15 protein-coding genes, 2 tRNA genes and 1 other RNA gene are annotated in these 17,467 nt (G+C 55.0%); 8 read left to right on the top strand and 10 right to left on the bottom strand.

From position 1 onward, the window contains the following. Window positions 1–38: 38 nt before the first annotated feature. Complete coding sequence (xylB, locus tag VGH19_19160) at window positions 39–1,571, bottom strand: xylulokinase (protein ID HEY1173495.1); 1,533 nt, start codon at window positions 1,569–1,571, stop codon at window positions 39–41. 407 nt (window positions 1,572–1,978) lie between these two features. On the opposite strand from xylB, the gene ssrS reads away from it, so the two are divergent. Continuing rightward, a non-coding RNA gene (gene ssrS, locus VGH19_19165) (6S RNA) lies at window positions 1,979–2,158 on the top strand. A 564-nt stretch (window positions 2,159–2,722) separates the two neighbouring features. On the opposite strand, the gene VGH19_19170 is transcribed toward ssrS, so the two are convergent. Then, window positions 2,723–2,799 (bottom strand) — tRNA-Met (locus VGH19_19170). Between the two features lie 69 nt (window positions 2,800–2,868). Beyond that, window positions 2,869–3,162 carry an SEL1-like repeat protein gene (locus VGH19_19175; protein ID HEY1173496.1) on the bottom strand — a complete coding sequence of 98 codons (294 nt, stop codon included), beginning with the start codon at window positions 3,160–3,162 and terminating at the stop codon, window positions 2,869–2,871. Window positions 3,163–3,588: 426 nt separating this feature from the next. Between VGH19_19175 and VGH19_19180 the strand changes: the two genes are divergently transcribed. Then, window positions 3,589–3,663 (top strand) — tRNA-Thr (locus VGH19_19180). Window positions 3,664–3,762: 99 nt separating this feature from the next. Here the strand turns inward: VGH19_19180 and VGH19_19185 are convergent. From VGH19_19185 to VGH19_19210, 6 genes are all read right to left on the bottom strand, one after another. After that, window positions 3,763–4,212: a hypothetical protein gene (locus VGH19_19185; GenBank protein ID HEY1173497.1), complete on the bottom strand. Its 450-nt coding sequence runs from the start codon at window positions 4,210–4,212 to the stop codon at window positions 3,763–3,765. Next, window positions 4,209–7,367 carry a CusA/CzcA family heavy metal efflux RND transporter gene (locus VGH19_19190; GenBank protein HEY1173498.1) on the bottom strand — a complete coding sequence of 1,053 codons (3,159 nt, stop codon included), beginning with the start codon at window positions 7,365–7,367 and terminating at the stop codon, window positions 4,209–4,211. The genes VGH19_19185 and VGH19_19190 overlap by 4 nt, the downstream gene beginning before the upstream one ends. A gap of 12 nt (window positions 7,368–7,379) precedes the next feature. Beyond that, window positions 7,380–8,156, bottom strand: a complete 777-nt coding sequence (locus tag VGH19_19195; protein ID HEY1173499.1) for an efflux RND transporter periplasmic adaptor subunit — start codon at window positions 8,154–8,156, stop codon at window positions 7,380–7,382. A gap of 17 nt (window positions 8,157–8,173) precedes the next feature. Next, a complete protein-coding gene (locus tag VGH19_19200) occupies window positions 8,174–9,484 on the bottom strand; it encodes a TolC family protein (protein ID HEY1173500.1) in 1,311 nt (436 codons plus the stop codon). Between the two features lie 119 nt (window positions 9,485–9,603). Then, on the bottom strand, window positions 9,604–9,987 hold the full coding sequence (locus VGH19_19205; GenBank protein HEY1173501.1) for a hypothetical protein: 384 nt from the start codon (window positions 9,985–9,987) through the stop codon (window positions 9,604–9,606). 122 nt (window positions 9,988–10,109) lie between these two features. Then, a complete protein-coding gene (locus VGH19_19210) occupies window positions 10,110–10,460 on the bottom strand; it encodes an iron-sulfur cluster assembly accessory protein (protein HEY1173502.1) in 351 nt (116 codons plus the stop codon). Between the two features lie 149 nt (window positions 10,461–10,609). On the opposite strand from VGH19_19210, the gene pap reads away from it, so the two are divergent. Together pap and VGH19_19220 are read left to right on the top strand one after the other, a co-directional pair. Next, the gene (pap, locus tag VGH19_19215; GenBank protein HEY1173503.1) at window positions 10,610–12,097 is read left to right on the top strand and encodes a polyphosphate:AMP phosphotransferase; all 1,488 of its coding nucleotides are present in this window, start codon (window positions 10,610–10,612) and stop codon (window positions 12,095–12,097) included. A 20-nt stretch (window positions 12,098–12,117) separates the two neighbouring features. Then, on the top strand, window positions 12,118–12,609 hold the full coding sequence (locus VGH19_19220; GenBank protein ID HEY1173504.1) for a hypothetical protein: 492 nt from the start codon (window positions 12,118–12,120) through the stop codon (window positions 12,607–12,609). Window positions 12,610–12,614: 5 nt separating this feature from the next. Here VGH19_19220 and VGH19_19225 read toward each other — a convergent pair whose 3' ends face one another. After that, window positions 12,615–13,064, bottom strand: a complete 450-nt coding sequence (locus VGH19_19225; protein ID HEY1173505.1) for a hypothetical protein — start codon at window positions 13,062–13,064, stop codon at window positions 12,615–12,617. A gap of 135 nt (window positions 13,065–13,199) precedes the next feature. On the opposite strand from VGH19_19225, the gene VGH19_19230 reads away from it, so the two are divergent. The 4 genes from VGH19_19230 to VGH19_19245 all read left to right on the top strand — a co-directional run bounded on the left by VGH19_19230 (window position 13,200) and on the right by VGH19_19245 (window position 17,466). Further along, window positions 13,200–14,624, top strand: a complete 1,425-nt coding sequence (locus VGH19_19230) for a response regulator (GenBank protein ID HEY1173506.1) — start codon at window positions 13,200–13,202, stop codon at window positions 14,622–14,624. A 144-nt stretch (window positions 14,625–14,768) separates the two neighbouring features. Further along, on the top strand, window positions 14,769–16,136 hold the full coding sequence (locus tag VGH19_19235) for a response regulator (protein ID HEY1173507.1): 1,368 nt from the start codon (window positions 14,769–14,771) through the stop codon (window positions 16,134–16,136). Between the two features lie 100 nt (window positions 16,137–16,236). Further along, window positions 16,237–16,995, top strand: a complete 759-nt coding sequence (locus VGH19_19240; protein ID HEY1173508.1) for an SDR family NAD(P)-dependent oxidoreductase — start codon at window positions 16,237–16,239, stop codon at window positions 16,993–16,995. 198 nt (window positions 16,996–17,193) lie between these two features. Then, window positions 17,194–17,466, top strand: a complete 273-nt coding sequence (locus VGH19_19245; protein HEY1173509.1) for a WXG100 family type VII secretion target — start codon at window positions 17,194–17,196, stop codon at window positions 17,464–17,466. Window position 17,467: the final 1 nt, after the last annotated feature.

The raw sequence follows: 17,467 nt of genomic DNA on the forward strand, positions 1-17,467 counted from the left end.
TAGTCGGCCCTTTTTTTAATTTCACACGTCAGAAAACATCATTCTCCCCGCAACACAAACTGCCGGTGCCGCGTGAAGACCCCGCGCAGGCTCTTGGAGAGATCATCCTGCAACGCCTGCACCTCGGCATAGGCCGCGACTGCTTTCGCATTCGGCTCAGCTGTTTCTTTTGCATTCACTTGCACGAACTGATCCGTGATCTCATCGATGCCCACCTTTTCGCCGACTTCCACCAGCGAACACCAGAGCGCCTGCAATGCCGCACCATATGCCGCGCCTTCGCTTACCTGCAACGTGACCACTTCCGCATTGAAGATGTCCGCCATGATCTGACGCCACAGCTTCGACTTCGCACCGCCACCCGTCACGCGGATCTGTTGCGGCTTCACGCCCAGTTGCGCCAGACGACGTAATCCGTAATTCATCCCCAGCGTCACTCCTTCCATCGTCGCGCGTGCATAGTGACCGCCCTTGAACGTCTTCTGCGTCACGCCGAAATAAACGCCCGTGCCATCCGGCACATTCGGTGTGCGCTCGCCTTCCAGATACGGCACCAGAATGAGCCCATCACTGCCCGGCTTCACCTTCGCAGCTTCCGCGGCGAACTTGTCATGCGTCCAGCCGAAATCATTGCGCACCATCTCCGTCGCCACCGTCACATTCATCGTGCAGAGCAAGGGCAGCCAGCGATTCGTTGAATCACAGAACGCCGCGATCTCACCTTGCGGATCCACGACCGGCTTGTCCGCACAGGCATAGATCGTCCCGCTCGTGCCGAAGCTCGCCGTGATGACACCCGCGCGCGTATTGCCCGTGCCGATCGCGCCCATCATGTTATCGCCACCACCCGCGCTCACGATGACATCGGTGGACAGCCCCAGTTCCTTCGCCGTGGACGGCTGCAGATAACCCACAGGTTGCTCACTCGAAATCAAGGGAGGCAATTTGCTTGCGAGATCGCTATCGATCGCCTTGAGCACATCCGCATTCCACTTTCGCTTGCGCACATCCAGCAAGGCCGTGCCGCTCGCATCGCCATATTCCATCACTGCTTCGCCCGTGAGCCAGAAATTGATGTAATCATGCGGCAACAAGATTGTATGAAGTCGCGCGAAATTCTTCGGCTCATGGTTCTTCAGCCACAAAATCTTCGGAGCCGTGAAACCAGGCAGCACCGCATTACCGATCGCCTTGACCGTCCCCTTCGCTCCGCCCAATGCCGCCGTGATCTCTTCACACTCGGCGATCGTAGAAGTATCGCACCAGAGCTTCGCCGGACGGATGACCTTGCCATTCTTATCCAATGGCACGAAACCGTGCTGCTGACCGCTCACGCCGATGGCTTTCACCTCGCCCGCTTTGGCCTTCGCCTGCTTAAGCGCTTTCCTGATGGATTTGGAAGTGGCCGCAATCCACTCATGCGGATGCTGCTCCTTCGCGCCCGCAGGCAGATCAGGGATCAAACCGTAAGCCTCTGAAGCCGATCCCAAAACTTTTCCATCTCTGGCATCCACCACCAACGCCTTCGTGGATTGCGTTCCGCTGTCGATACCGATGAGCAATGTGCGCATAAAAAGAAAATCTCGTATCTCTTCCCCTCCGATGCCCTCTCCGACAACGACTCCATTTCTGCCGGGACCAGAGTGAAACGCCGCATAAGATACTCCTTCACCTCCATGTTTCCAATGCGAAACTGTTTGACGAAAATTTTTGCAGAAAAGAACTTGAGACAGTGAAAAAGCAGGACGATATTTCACCAGAAATAAACGGTGGTCAGCAGATGATGAGATCACCGGTCGCTCTTTGAAGATTTAATATTTACGAGCCGGTCTGAAAGCAGACACAGGCGCTGCATAGAGTCCTAAAAGTGTCAGGGCATTGAAGAATGCGATCAGCAGGATCGATTCCACATGCGACGATATCCGAAAAACAAGGACCAGCGGATAGACGCCCGTGCGTCTTCCAAACCGGCTCACCATTTACCCTGCGCTGTTCGTGATTGCGCAACAAAGTCCTTGGACCGTAATTAATCAATGCGGGGCCTTAACTTCCATGGCTTACGACAGGCCTTTATTGGACGTCGGATGCCTAAGATTCGGTCCCACCTATATCAGGGCAGTTCATAGGTACCGTTCCACACGGCAGAGGTGGGGTAGCTTTTATGGTGAAGCTCGAATGATGAAGAAGTGAATCAGGCCGCAGAAAAAAGTGACGACCGACCTCTTCAGCATTCGAGCTTTTCTTTTTAATACTCATCAGGCTCATAACCTGACTAGCTTGGCTTCATCCGATTTCTTAAAATAACGCCTGTGTGTGAAAACAAAAAATCCCTCAGACTCACATCTGAGGAACTTTGAAATTGGTTGCGGGGCTAGGATTTGAACCTTGGATCCTGCATGCGGGATTATGAGCCTGCACTCCGCGTCAGACCGGTCATCCGATAAAATCCATCTCCACCCTTCTGCCGTTTCAGCTCATTCTCCAGCTTTTTTCGCCTCACTTAATGTCATCGAACTGCTTACCCATACCAATCGCCACGACCCGCGGTTCTTGGTCCATTTGGACACCCCACTATTGTGATCCACCAAACGCTGCTCCACATCCTCAGACAACCCGATGTAGAACCGCCCTTCAGTATTCTGAATCACATAAACTTGGCAGCTCTTTTCCATCCCTTGATACAAAAGAATCCCTCAGATTCACATCTGAGGGATCTTGAAATTGGTTGCGGGGCTAGGATTTGAACCTAGGACCTTCAGGTTATGAGCCTGACGAGCTACCGGGCTGCTCCACCCCGCGGTTAAGGGACGCGCAAACTAGGAGCTACCGTAACTTCACGCAAGCCTTTTCGCAAAAAATTCTTTCACATCAATACGCCGCTTCACGAACGGGCACATGGGCCGTCGCCCGGCGTTCACCTTCGTGGATCTGGTCCGGCGTCATCCGCTCGGATAGCATATTCTTGAGTTCTATCGCCTGTTCGTGGCCATGCGCTGCCGCGATGGTAAGCCACTTGTAGGCCGTCACCACATCCTTGGTCACCCCGCGCCCAGAGGCATAGCGGAAGCCAAGTTGATACTGCCCCTCGGGGTCCGCCGGTATCTCACCTGCAATGCCCCGGGTAGCGTCTTCAGCTTTTTTGAACAGATTGAACCAGGCCATAATGACTACGTTGTTGAAGAAACACAATTGAGGTTGCCGTTCCGTGAAACCCAGCCTGCCGCCGTGCGAAATCATTCCGCATCCGCATCAAGTCCAGCATCGTCGCCCCGGCCTTCCGGTTGGTTGCCATCGGCGCCCCCTGTCTCGCTAGCTGGACTGGCTTCGCTGGTTTCATGAACTTTTCCCCACCACCCCTTCATAGGATGCGCGGGACAATTCTGTTAGCATCTGCGATGCCAACCCCTTTATCCGGTGGTATTTGCAGTATTTCGGGAAATCCTGCTCAACCCCTGTCCACTTGTGTCTTTCCCATGGACACTCCTCCTTTTCCCGCTAAACGCCTTTCCTGTGAAATTCATCTCACTCATGAGAAAAATCGCTTGCACCATTGGCACTGCCGAAGCTATCTCTAGGTGGCTAGTGGACGCCAGTTTAGCTCAGTGGTAGAGCAGCTCATTCGTAATGAGCAGGTCGTCGGTTCAAGCCCGACAACTGGCTCCATCCTTCTTTCTCGGTTTTCCCCTTCATTAAGGCTATAAACAAGTTTACCTAAGACAGCTAAAGCCAACCTGGACAAATCGTTGGATCATATCAAATCGCTCAATGATCACACATGCACGCGTATTCCGCCCGCTTGCATTTACCACAAGTGCTCATATCCAGCTTGAAGCGCAGGTTCTGCGGTTTGGCCTCTGCTGTCTGCTTGAACTGCACCACCACATTGTAACCATCACCCTCCGGCAACTTGCCCGTGCTCACCAGCGAATCGCCCTTCTTCTCGAACTGCAGCGTCGTCTTGCCGCTTTTCGCATCCGCGATGACCGTCACCTTCTGCGTCGTGGCCGCAATCGGCTTCATCGCTTCGCTGTAAAAATTGATCGTCACGCTCCGATCCTTTTCCACCACCAGCTCGGCATGCGGCTCCGTCTTATCGAGCAGTCTTCCACCCTTGGGGGTGGCAATGTGCTTGTGATCATGCTTCTCCGCGGCATTGACCGTGAGTAACCCGCCGCATAATACGGCGGCCATCATGAGAATTTTTGCTTTCATAGATTTTGATCAGATTCTTGTGTTCTCTTGGCTGTTTTACGTTCCACCCATTCGTAAAGCGCAGGCAGCAGCACCAGTGTGAGGAAGGTGGAACTGATGATCCCACCGATGACCACTGTGGCCAAAGGCCGCTGCACTTCCGCTCCCGCACCGTTGGCGATCGCCATGGGCACAAAGCCCAGAGATGCCACCAAGGCCGTCATCAGCTTGGGCCGCAACCGCAGCAGCGAGCCATCCCACACCGCTGTGCGGAGGTCAGCGCCGCGATCACGCAATTGATTGAAGAACGTGATGATCATCAACCCGTTCAGCACCGCGATACCGCTCAAGGCGATGAATCCAACGCCCGCCGAAATACTGAACGGCAGGTCGCGTGCCCATAATGCAAACACACCGCCCGTCACCGCCAAAGGCACCGCCAGAAAAACCAGCACTGATTGGCGCAGGCTTTGCAGCGCCATGAAGATGAGGATGAAGATCAGGGCCAATGCTGCTGGCACAACGACGGCCAGCCGCTTGCGCGCTTCCTGCAGATTCTTGAATTGCCCGCCGAACTCGATGATGTAGCCCTCCGGCAGTTTGATCTGCTCCGCGATCTTCTTCTGCGCCTCCAGCACGAAGCTCTCCACATCCCGGCCACGCAAGTTCACCATGATGGCTGCGCGCCGCTGGCTATATTCACGCGCCACCGCAGCCACCTGCTCCACCACGCGAAAATCCGCGACCTGTCCCAGTGTCAGAAGTCCACCGTCATCCAAGCGCACAGGCAGGCGTTTCAAGTCGTCAATCTGTCCCCGCAGATCTTCACTCAAGCGTACCACGATATCGAACCGGCGATTGCCTTCAATAAGCTTGCCGACTTCCTGCCCAGCCAACGCCGTGTTCACTACGCGATTCAGCTCCGCCGCATGCAAGTTGTATTTGCTCATCGCTTCCCGCTTGGGAACGATCTCCAGCAACGGCGATTTACCGAGCGCATCAAATTCGACATCTGCCGCACCCGGCACTTTCTCAAGAATCTCCCGCGCTTCACTGGCGATCTTCTCAATGACCGCAAAGTCATCACCGAAAACTTTCACCGCTATGTCTGCACGCGTGCCTTCAAGGATTTCATTGAAACGCATCTCGATCGGCTGGCTGAACAGATGTCCCTCGCCCGGCACATACTTGCCCAGTTCCTCCGTCATGATTGCGGCAAGCTCTTCTTTGCTGATCGGCTTGCTATTCACTTTACGCCACTGGTCGAGCGGTTTGAACATGATGTAAGTATCCGCCACGTTCACGCCCATCGGGTCGCTGGCGATCTCGGAAGTTCCGATGCGGCTGAATGTATAAGCCACTTCCGGAAACTTCTCCAAGAGCACCTTCTCCCCGCGCTTTTGCATGTCGATACTGGCATCGATACCGATGCTCGTCGTGCGGATCATGTGCGTGGCGAAGGAGCCTTCATCCAGTTGCGGCACGAACTCCGCCCCTAAACGGTTGAATACCGATACCGCGAGGATGAAGATACCCAATGCGGCCGCTGCAACGAGCCAGCGGAAGCGCAGCGAGAAACGCAAGATGGGCGCATAAACCGCCTTTGCCCAACGCACCAAGAAGCTGTCCTCCTCCTTGATATTTCCGCCCAACAAGTAAGAGCACAGTGCCGGCATCAGCGTGAGCGCCAGCACCATGGAACCGACGAGGGCGAAGATCACCGTGATCGCCATCGGCTTGAACATCTTCCCCTCGATGCCTGTAAGCGCAAGGATCGGCACATATACAACGGTAATGATGCACACGCCGAAGAACATGGGGCTCGCCACTTCCTTCGCCGAGACCAGCACTTCATGCAGACGTTCCGAAGCGGTAAGTTTACGCCCCAGCTTGTGCTGTTTCTCCGCCAGATGACGGATGATATTCTCCACCATCACCACAGCACCATCGACGATGAGGCCGAAATCGATCGCGCCCAAACTCATCAAATTACCCGAAATGCGGCTCTGCACCATGCCAGTCATCGCGAAGAGCAAGGACAATGGAATCGCCAGCGCCACGATGAATGCGGCGCGCCAATTTCCGAGCATGATGAGCAATACCACCACCACTAGGATGGCCCCTTCAAACAAGCTCGTCTCAACGGTGCGGATGGTTTTATCCACCAGCACCGTGCGGTCATAGACCGGAATGATGGTAACGCCCGGAGGCAGCTTGGGTTGGATCTCAACCAGTTTCTCCGTCACCGCCTTGGCCACCAACCGGCTGTTCTCACCCGCCAGCATCAACGCCGAGCCCAGCACCGTTTCATCCCCGTTGTAAGTGCCGGTGCCAGTCCGCACTGCCTTGCCGATCACCACATCCGCTACATCACGGACACGCAATGGCGTGGAGCGAGAACCGAACTTGAGCGGCACATTGGCGATATCTTCCAACGTCTGCACTCGGCCAGCAGCACGCACCGTCACCGTTTCGCCACCCAGTTGGATCACACTGCCACCCGCATTCTCGACATTCTCGCCGATAGCTTCCGCAATCTCGTTGAACGACATGCCCTCGCTCTTCAACTTGTCCGGATTTGGCTGAATGATGATCTGTTTCTCATAACCGCCCGTGGCATTCACTTCAGCCAGTCCGGGCGTGGAACGAAGACGCGGCTTGATGATATAATCGTGGATCTGCTTCAGCTCCATCAACTGTTCGACACGACTGGCCGCTTTATTGGTGGCGTCAGGCGCATAATCCACCACGTAGTAGTAGATCTCACCAAGGCCCGTGCTGATGGGGGCCAGCTTGGGCGTCACCCCTGTCGGCAGTTCATCCGCAACAATCTGCAATCGCTCGCTCACCAGTTGTCGCGAGCGATAGATATCCGTGCCGTCCTCGAATATGAGGTTGATCTGTGACAACCCGAACTTCGAGAGCGATCTCAATTCAATCAAACCGGGAATGCCCGCCATCTCGTTTTCGATCGGGAACGTGACAAGTTTCTCGATCTCTTCCGGTGCCAACGCTGGCACCGCTGTATTCACCTGCACTTGCGTATTGGTGATGTCCGGCACGGCATCGATTGGCAATCGCAATGCGGAAAACACTCCTACGCCAACAAGCACGAGAGTGGCCAGCAACACGAAGACACGCTGGCGGATGGAAAATTCCAAAAGACTGTTTAACATACGTATTCCCTTTTAGTGGCTATGCCCGCCTCCCTTGGTGGCACGCAGCTCGATCAGCCAGAGCGTCTCCAGCGCCGTCACCACCACGGCATCACCCGCCAGCAAACCATCCTTGATCTCTACCCATCCCTCTGAGATAGCCCCGGTTTTCACTGCGGTACGAAAATAGGCTTCTCCATTCACCGCATACACGAACGAACCTTCGGACGTGCGCAGCAAGGCGGATTGCGGCACCGACGTCACCGATTCGGAACGAGGTTGCAAGATACGTGCGGGCACGAACTCTCCTGATTTAAGCGCAGTCGAAGCGTTCGAGACACCTACCACAATCTCTCCCTCACCCAAGGCCAACGCCTTTTGTACCGCCAGCACGACACCCGTCAAAGGCACATTGGTGCCGCGTGACAAGTAAACCGGTTGTCCGGCTTTTACGGTGCTCAACGTCTCCATGGACACCAGTCCGGAGCCGTAAGTATCGCACGCGGAATGATCCTCCAGATTGGCCGCGTGGCGATGCTGCTCGCCAAAGACCTGCACGGTGAAGCGCACTTCATCCGGCAGTTTCTTTTCCGCCACTTCAACCGTCTCTAGCTTCAGAATCTTCTTTGTCTCATCCGTCACCATCACGCCCTTGCCCGCTTTGAAGGACGCGCCTGAAGGTGATTCCTCGCCATGGCCGTGGCCATCACCATGACTGTGACCAGACTCATCGTGATCATGACCGTCGCCTTCTTTGTGACCACAACCCGGCAACAAAGACGCAGCTGTGACGATGAAGGCTGTCAGCATAATGATTCTCAGCGGTTTCACTTTGCCTCCTCGCGTGCAGTGATCTTAACCAACGGCTCGGTCAGACCTGTCAGCGACTCCAATTCCACAGCCGCTTTCAACGCCTCTGCTTTGGTCTCCAACAATCCTTCCACCGCTTCCAGATATTGCTTTTGCAATTCCACATACGTGGAGATCGGCACCGCGCCCAGACGGTAATGCCGGTCCGCCAATTCCGCAGCGGCGCGGAAATGCTGCACCGCATCGGGCTTCCACTTCGCCATCTCTTCCAGTTTGGAAGTATAGGTCAATGCCGCTTCAGCCACGTTCCGCTCCACCTCGCGCTGCGTGGAATAGAATGACGCTTGCGCCTGTTGCTGCTTTGCCTGCGCTGTCTCGATGTTACCCTTGTTCTTGTTCCAGATAGGCAATGGCACCGTTACTCCGATGCCCACAATACGCTCACGATCACCCGCCGCCCGCTCCTCGGAATACGTCGGCCCCACTGAGATCGCCGCATAACGCTCGTTCTTCGCCAAGTCCACGCGGAAGCCTTGCTGCGCCAGTTCCACCGCACGCACGCGCACCTCGAAATTATTGGTCCGCGCCATCTGGATGAACGGCTCCATCTGACTCATCGGCTCAAATGTCACATCCTGTTTTCCGATGATCATGGCTGTTCCAGCCGGGTTGCCGCGCAACTGGCTCAACTCCAGCAAGGCAGCCTTCGTCTTCAAGGCCGCTTCACTTGCTTTGCGTTGGGCATTCAGTTCTGTCGCTTCGATGACACGCGTCTCCAATAGCGGCGTCAGTCCGGCGGGATCGCGTTGCACCAACACCTCGCGCAATGCTTTAAAACGCTCCGCCACCTCTTCCGCTGCCGCGGCCTTTTCCTGCGCCGTCATTACTGCGAAAGCCAACGCTCGCGTGCGTGTCGCCAACGCCAGCTTGAAGCGCTCATAACCCAATTCCGCCAGTTCCACATCCCGGTTCGCGATGGCTTTGCGTAATCCAATGCGTCCCCGCCATTCAAAAGGTTGCATGACAGAGGCCGACCAAGCCACGCCATCGCCACTGCCTCCAGCACCGCCAACGCTCTTGTGCCCTGCGGTCACATTCAATTCCGGATTCGCCCACACGCCAGCGGTCTTCTGTCCGGCCTTTGCGGCAGCGATCTCCGCTTCGTAGAACTGGCGCTCCGGATTTTTCTCCAAGACCTCACGCACCAAGGCATCGATCGTGATGCTTGATGGCGACTCGGCTGCCTGCACGGAATCAGCAGCAATACCCGCCATAAACGCCATTATGGCCAACGGACGGCAATACTTCCCAACATTAAAACGCTTCATAAAATCAAAATCAGTTACGGACCAAATCTCAAAACAAACGGAAACAAACACGGTTTACCGGCGTCATGAAGACGCGCAATCGGACAAGAAAAGCCCCCTCACCAGGAAAGGTGTGGGGATTAGGAAGCGAAAGAAGGAGCACGGACAGGAAGGGCCGTGCGGGAAACAAACTGCCAAGATCGGGCCAGCTCAGGCGGAGCCGCCGTGAGGACACCGAGATTGATCGCCGCCGGCAGCACGACTTCAACCGTCATCACCACCGGCTCGATCTCGAACAAAACCAAAGCCAGAGAGACACTGTTCTCTTCGTGGCGGGAAACCTGATAGCTGGAAGACTCTACAGCGCAGCAACCGTGCTCATTACAATCATCACCGGAAGGAGCCTCGTGAGAAGCGCATTCAAGAAAAGCGAGTCCCGGCAGCGACTCCATCTGGCAATGCGCCACCACTGGCAACCACGCCAGCACGAGGAACAACGCCACGAATGACCGAACTATTCTCACTGGAGCAATGGATAGTTCACCTAGGGGATTTGTTCAAACTATTTTGCAAAACGCCCATAAAACAAAAAGCCGTTCCGCATCGCACGGAACGGCGTTTGTTAGCCTGCGAGCTACTGGCTTCCTCAGGCTTCGAAAGAGCGCCCGCATCCACAGCTTTGGCGGGCATTCGGATTGACGATCTTGAAACCGCCACCCGTCAGTTCATCTTTAAAATCGACTTGGCAACCGCGCAGATAGCTCAAGCTGAACTCATCCACCACGACAGCAACACCATCGGTTTCAACCACGGCATCCCCATCACGCGTTTCGTCAAAAGTCATCCCGTATTGTAGACCGGAGCAACCACCGGCTTCCACGTAGAGGCGAAGCGGCTTCCCTGCGTTCTCCGACTGCGTCTGGTGGATGACTTTGATCTGCTCCACGGCGCTTGGAGTGAGGGTGACGACGGCTTCGTTTGTGATAAGACTGCTCATGGCTGCGACTACATTTGAACCTTAGTCTTTTTAGCGAATCGTGTCAAACCCGATGCCGGAAATTTTTCTTAAAATTCCTGCTGGTTCAGCCTGCGATTTCACTTACCATTTCGCGTGAAAACCGAACAAACACCTGACCACAACAGCGCATGTTTGAAGCTGCCGAACTGGGCCGAACAATTCCCAAGGAAAAATACGAAGCCGAGCTGCCGAAATTGCGCGCCCGGCTTGTGCAGGCCCAGATCGCTCTGAAGGAAACCGGCTCTTCCGTAGTCGTCATTGTCTCCGGTGTGGATGGCGCAGGAAAAGGCGAACTCGTCCACCGCCTCAACGAATGGCTCGATCCCCGGGGAGTGGATACTCACGCCTTTGGGACACCCTCTGATGAAGAGCGCGAACGTCCTTTCTTCTGGCGTTTCTGGCGCACCCTGCCCTCCCGCGGCCGTATTGGCATCTTTTTCGGCTCTTGGTATACGGACCCGATCATCCGGAAAGTTTATGGTGAAAGTCATTCGGATGAATTGGACTCCGCCTTGAAACGCATCGGCTCCATGGAACAGATGCTCTCTGAAGACGGCACTGTGTTCGTGAAGCTCTGGCTGCATCTTTCCAAGAAAGCGCAATTCCAACGCCTTCACGATCTCGAGAACAATCCGCACACGCACTGGCGCGTGTTGCCTACGGATTGGAAACATCACAAGCTTTACGAGAAGTTCGAGAAGACCTCTGAGCGCGTCATCCGCATCACGGACACCGAGCACGCGCCGTGGAACATCATCGAAAGCACGGACCATCGGCATCGCGATCTGACCGCCGGCCGCCTGCTCGCGGATGCCTTGGAAAGCGTGATCGAAGGCCGGGCTTTGAAACGTTCCCGCCAGGCTTCACCACAGGTCGTAAAGGTGAAACCGACGGACGATGGCGACAAGACCATTCTGGACAAGGTGGATCTCGACCAGGACATCTCAGATAAAAAGTATCGCAAACGCCTGAACAAGTATCAGAGCGATTGGAGCCGCCTTGTCTGGGAAGCGCACGAGAAGAAGATCTCCAACGTCATCGTGTTCGAAGGCTGGGATGCCTCCGGCAAAGGCAGCTGCATCCGACGCGTGACCGAGGCTATGGATGCCCGTCTCTATCGCATCCTCCCCGTAGCCGCTCCTACCGAGGAAGAACGCGCGCATCATTACCTCTGGCGCTTCTGGCGCAGCCTGCCGCGCGACGGCCGTGTCACCATCTTTGACCGCTCCTGGTATGGCCGCATTTTGGTGGAACGTGTTGAAGGTTTCGCGAGCAAGGAAGAATGGATGCGCGCGTATCATGAACTGAACAATTTCGAGGAACAGCTCGTGGAACACGGCATCGTGATCCATAAGTTCTGGCTCCACATCAGCAAAGAAGAGCAGCTAGAACGCTTCAAAAAACGCGAACTCGTCCCCTACAAGCGCTACAAGATCACCGACGAAGACTGGCGCAACCGCAAGAAGTGGGACACCTACAAGGCCGCTGTGAATGACATGGTGGCCCATACCAGCACCGGTCCAGCGCCATGGACGCTCATTCCCGGAAATAACAAACGATTTGCCCGCGTCCAGATTCTCAAGACCTTGATCGAGCGTTTGGAAAAGGCTCTGTGAACTGCACCTTCTGATACGTCATGTTACCACGTGGCTTCCTGATACTGCTCTGCATGGTTTTGGCTGGCTTAGGTGCATGGGCGGGAAATCGATATTACGAAAACTCAGCTCAGTTTCTGAATGTCGGATCCCTCTCCATCGTGATGAAGTATCACAATGACGCTTACCAGCTCTCCCAAAGCAGTTTCGCTGTCCTATGCGGTTTGCTCTGCGCTGCCATTCCGTTGTCTGCCCTGATCGCCGGGCGTTTCCGCAGCCGGGCCAATTACTTGGGGGCCTTGCTGACATCCTTGGTCATCGCCTTGGGCCTAAGCATCGCCGCCCTGCTCTTTTACCGGCACGAAATTTCGTCTGCCGGACAGAAAATTGGTGAATTTTTCGCGTTAATGCGCGACTCCAAACGGGAGATAATCTTCAATCCTCTCAACCGTTCGTTGCTGTTTGCCATCGTCGTCACCTTGATGGTGGGCGTGCTGCGAGGGTTCATCTCGCCAGTCTCTGGCAAAAAATGAACTGATTACCAGAGGAAAGACTTCAGCTCGGCCACTTCCTTTTCATTCTCCAGCAATGTTGCACGCCATGAGATCAGCTTTCCCGCCTTTTTGAACTCCTCGCCCTTCAGAGTTAGTTGACTCCAGCTCCCAGACACCCCCAAGGGCTTGATTGCCTCTTCAATCACGATCTTATTAGGCTCACCGCTCACCCGCAACTCGATGCGCAGCTTCAAACTGTCCCGCTTCAGATTGATGCCCGTCCAACGGATGTCAAACCGCAGAGCCGCAGCCAGTTCCGGATTCTTGCGCAAATGAGCCTGATAGGCATCCCGCTCATAAAGACTGGGAGAAAGGGAATGACGGCCCTTGTCATCCAGCAAATGAGGCAACACTTTGGTGATCCGGGCCTTGGCCGCTTCTACTTGGGAAACCCCGGACACAAACATCAAAGCTATCACAATAAACCAGCGCATACGCGTCAAATTACCCCGGCCAAGGGGCCTCAGACAACCGTAAACCGCACTGGCCCAGATTTTAACACCAATTTACAGCAAAGAATACGGCTTGTTTTTCCCGCTAGAATAGGACAGTCTTGTCTTTAAATCTACATGAACACCGTGCTCCTGATAGATGACGACCGGGTAACCCGGCACGCTCTGTCTCATCTTCTGACCAACGGAGGATGGAAAGTTCTCGAAGCTGATGACGGTGAGTCTGGCCTTCGCATCGTCCAAGAAAGCGCGCCACAAGTGGTCATCTGCGATCTTTTGATGCCACGGTCAAACGGTTTTCAGGTCTGCCGAAGTATCCGGGAAAAAGGTCATTCGCTTCCACAGCCTAAAATCATCGTCACCACGGCCAGCAGCTACCCTACGGATCGTCTCAATGCGTTTGAAGCCGGTGCAGACGAATTCATCGTCAAACCCATCCAGCCTGCTGGTTTAATGGCTCTCCTAGAGTCACTTACCAATCCTGGCACCGAAACCGAGATCATCCGTCGCAAGGCCGGCAAACGTTCTGTCTCCCGCCCCTCAGACACCAGTGAGCATTATAAGCCCATGATGCTCGATGATGATGGCGTGCGTGTTCGTTTCTGGGGCGTCCGCGGCTCTATCGCCACTCCCGGACCGGACACCGCCTATTATGGCGGCAATACTACTTGCGTCGAAGTCCGGGCTGATGGTGAGATCATCGTCTTGGACGCCGGCACAGGCATCCGTCCGCTCGGCCTGAAACTCATCAATGAATTCAAAGCCCAGCCATTGCGTGCAACTATTCTTCTGACGCACACACATTGGGACCACATTCAAGGCTTCCCGTTTTTCATCCCTGCCTATAACCCCAAAAACCAGCTCCGCATCTTGGGTTATGAAGGTGCTCGTAAAGGTCTCCAGACCACTCTTTCCAGCCAGATGGAGAGCCCCTATTTCCCCATCAGCATGCAGGAAATGCCGGGCAACATCGAATGTCTGGAGCTCAAGGACCTTGAGTTCAACATCGGTAAGGTCAAGGTGCAGGCCAAGTTCGTGAATCACCCTGGCATCTGCGTGGGTTACAAGCTCATCACCAGCAAGGGTTCCATCGTGTTCATCCCGGATAACGAGCCCTATGCCCGGCTGAAAGCAGCTCCCGGCAAACTCGCTCCCAAAGAACACGCTGAAGCACTCGAATTCGCCCGGCAACAGGACCAGAAGCTCATCGATTTCATCCGCGGTGCCGAAGTGCTCATCATGGATTCCCAATATGACGCCACGGAATACCCGCGTCACGTCGGTTGGGGTCACACCTGCGTGGATGACACCGTTGCCTTTGCCATGACAGCAGGTGTGAAGAAACTGTTCCTCTTCCATCACGATCCCGGTCACGATGACGAGCACGTCGGCCATATGGAGGCTCAAGCCCGTGAACTCGTTCGCCGGCAGGAAGGCTCCTTGGAAGTGGAAGCAGCCCGTGAAGGTCTTATCCACGATCTTGCAGCGGCCACTTCGGCTTCAACTGGCGCCATTGCCGCTGGCAAAGTAGGGCTTGGATAGGTCCACAATTTTCACCTATCCAGAGAAGTCCCGCATTGCTCTGCGTCTTTCACCAAGGTAAAACACACCTGTCACGCAACTGTCACCCCGCCTTCATGAGCGGTTTCAGCTGTGCGGCATACGGTTTGGAGACGAATTGCTGGCGTGAAAACCATTTTGCTCGTTGACGAAGACCATGAGCTCCGCACCACCTTGCGCGGGTGGCTGACGGAATCGGGCTGGCACGTTTTTGAAGCGGAGAATGGAGCGCTTGCCTGGCCAGTCATCCAGGAGAAACACCCGAACGTCGTCATCTGCGATTTGCTCATGCCCCGCTGCAATGGCTTCCGCCTTTGCGGCCTCGTACGCAGCCATCCAGAGCTCAAAAATATCCGCATCATCATCTCCAGCGGTCGCGGGTATCCTGCCGACCGCGCAAATGCCATTGAAGCCGGAGCGGATGAATACCTCGTCAAGCCGGTTGAACAATACAAATTCCTCTGGCTGCTCAATCAAATTTTAGAACCAGGCTGGCAACGCAAAGTGGCCGCTCCTCCCCCCATCCCGCCAGATGCCCCCAGCGCCCCCATCCAGATTCAAACCGAAGGGATGAAGATCAAGTTTTGGGGCGTGCGCGGTTCCATACCCACACCCGGTCCCGCCACGGTCCACTATGGCGGCAATACGACCTGCGTAGAAGTCCGTGCGGATGGTGAGATCATGATTTTGGATGCAGGCTCGGGAATCCGCCCGCTGGGTCTGTCACTGATTAAAGAATTTAAAGGCCAGCCCATTCGTGTAACCCTCATGCTGTCACACACACATTGGGATCACATCCAAGGCTTTCCGTTCTTCGTTCCCGCATATAACCCGAAGAACCAGATCCGCATCTGCGGTTTCGAAGGTGCCCAGGCCGGCCTGCAAGGCATTTTGTCCTCACAAATGGAAAGCCCTTACTTTCCGGTGAGTTTGCGCCAGATGCCCGGCAATATCGTTTTTGATGAACTTCATGAAATGAAGTTCAAGGTCGGGAAAGTAGATGCGGAAGCCGCGTTCACCAATCATCCGGGCATCTGCGTCGGCTATCGTTTGAACACCAGCTTTGGCTCGGTCGCATTCCTGCCGGATAACGAACCTTACCAACGCCTGCGCGGCGCCACTACCCAGACTGGTGCGGAAATGGCTTACGCACGCAAGATGGATGAAAAGCTTATCAATTTCATCCGTGATGTGGATGTACTCATCATCGATTCCCAATACGATGATACGGAGTATCAGCGCCACGTCGGTTGGGGCCACGGTTGCCTGGATGACGTGGTCAGCCTCGCGCTCATCGCGGGTGTAAAGCGCCTCTATCTCTTCCACCATGATCCCGGACACGATGATGCCCACGTCACCCGCATGGTGGAATGGGCGCGCAATCTCGTGGCCATGCACGGTGACCCGCTTGTCGTCGAAGCCGCCCGTGAAGGTGAGGAGATCGTCCTCGGCGTGCCTGAGGCAACCCCCGCCGCTGCTGCCGAACCTGCCTAGGTGACGAACAGTGGTTTGCCTGGCCTGCCTTGACGCTTCCTTCATTTGCCATTGGACATTCTTTCGTCATTAGGATTTCGTCATCACTCATTCACGCCTTATGTCCTCAGGAAAATTGAACGGGAAAATCGCCGTAATCACCGGCGGCAGTCGCGGATTGGGCAAAGCCATGGCACTCGCTCTCGCCAATGAAGGAGCCCACCTGGCCCTCCTCGCCCGCGATGAAAACCGGCTTAAAGCCGTCACCGATGAAATCATGCAAGCAGGCGGCACAGCCGAATACTTCCTTGCCGATGTCACCGATCAATCCCAGGTGCATGCCGCAAGACAGGCAATCACCCGACGCTTCGGACAAGTGAACATTCTCATCAACAATGCAGGCATCAACATCCGCAAACCGCTGACTGAATATACGCTGGCGGAATGGCATCAGGTGATGAATGCCAACCTTACCAGCGTTTACCTCATGTGCCATGCATTCATTCCGCATATGACCGGTCGTGGATATGGGCGCATTCTAAACATGACTTCCATGCTGAGCCACGTCGCCCTGCCCGGCCGCGTGGCGTATTGCACTTCAAAAGCAGGGTTGCTGGGTTTCACGAAGGCACTCGCACTGGAACTCTCTTCGGAAAAAATCACCGTGAACGGAATCAGCCCCGGCCCGTTTGGCACTGAAATGAACCAAGTGATCATCCAAAACCCTGAGGCGAACCAGCAATTTCTCGATAATCTACCGGTGAATCGTTGGGGAAATGTGAAGGAAATCGGTGCGCTCGCCGTGTTCCTTTGCTCAGAGGACGCAGGCTTCATCACGGGAACCGATATGGTGATCGATGGCGGATGGACAGCCAGGTGAGCATCTGCATTAGACATCCACGCTCAAAAAGGCTCACGTATCAAACCCTCTGAAAATCTGCGTATTATGCCTGGTTTTCACATGTCCGTATTTGATACCTCGGCCAAGGTCTGATACTTTTACTTAAAGAATCAGCATGTTCGCACTGAAAGTTGTTTCACCCTGCGGACGTGCCCAACCAAGAACGGAATACAAATCATGAGCCAGGCAGTCATGGATCCGGCTGAAGTCCGACGGTTCGCCGAGGAACTGAAACGATTTAATACCGACTTGCAGAGTCGCATGTCCTCCCTTCAGGCGCGATTCACCGCTTTGGGCGATACCTGGCAGGACCAGGAACACGAGAAGTTCTCTGCCGAGTTCCAGCAAACCCTCAAAGCGCTGCGCAAGTTCGTAGAGACCTCCAACCAGCACACCCCCTACCTCCTCAGGAAGGCACAACGCATCGAAGAATACCTCTCCCAACGTTGAA

The sequence above is a fragment of the Verrucomicrobiia bacterium genome, assembly GCA_036405135.1.
GTDB lineage: Bacteria > Verrucomicrobiota > Verrucomicrobiia > Limisphaerales > JAEYXS01 > JAEYXS01.

Excerpts from the sequence above, each read along its gene's own strand:
- VGH19_19225 (HEY1173505.1), bottom strand. The coding sequence starts at position 13,064 with ATGCGCTGGTTTATTGTGATAGCTTTGATGTTTGTGTCCGGGGTTTCC.
- VGH19_19240 (HEY1173508.1), top strand. The coding sequence starts at position 16,237 with ATGTCCTCAGGAAAATTGAACGGGAAAATCGCCGTAATCACCGGCGGC.
- VGH19_19175 (HEY1173496.1), bottom strand. The coding sequence starts at position 3,162 with ATGGCCTGGTTCAATCTGTTCAAAAAAGCTGAAGACGCTACCCGGGGC.
- VGH19_19195 (HEY1173499.1), bottom strand. The coding sequence starts at position 8,156 with ATGCTGACAGCCTTCATCGTCACAGCTGCGTCTTTGTTGCCGGGTTGT.
- VGH19_19185 (HEY1173497.1), bottom strand. The coding sequence starts at position 4,212 with ATGAAAGCAAAAATTCTCATGATGGCCGCCGTATTATGCGGCGGGTTA.
- VGH19_19190 (HEY1173498.1), bottom strand. The coding sequence starts at position 7,367 with ATGTTAAACAGTCTTTTGGAATTTTCCATCCGCCAGCGTGTCTTCGTG.
- pap (HEY1173503.1), top strand. The coding sequence starts at position 10,610 with ATGTTTGAAGCTGCCGAACTGGGCCGAACAATTCCCAAGGAAAAATAC.
- VGH19_19220 (HEY1173504.1), top strand. The coding sequence starts at position 12,118 with ATGTTACCACGTGGCTTCCTGATACTGCTCTGCATGGTTTTGGCTGGC.
- VGH19_19210 (HEY1173502.1), bottom strand. The coding sequence starts at position 10,460 with ATGAGCAGTCTTATCACAAACGAAGCCGTCGTCACCCTCACTCCAAGC.
- xylB (HEY1173495.1), bottom strand. The coding sequence starts at position 1,571 with ATGCGCACATTGCTCATCGGTATCGACAGCGGAACGCAATCCACGAAG.
- VGH19_19230 (HEY1173506.1), top strand. The coding sequence starts at position 13,200 with ATGAACACCGTGCTCCTGATAGATGACGACCGGGTAACCCGGCACGCT.
- VGH19_19245 (HEY1173509.1), top strand. The coding sequence starts at position 17,194 with ATGAGCCAGGCAGTCATGGATCCGGCTGAAGTCCGACGGTTCGCCGAG.
- VGH19_19200 (HEY1173500.1), bottom strand. The coding sequence starts at position 9,484 with ATGAAGCGTTTTAATGTTGGGAAGTATTGCCGTCCGTTGGCCATAATG.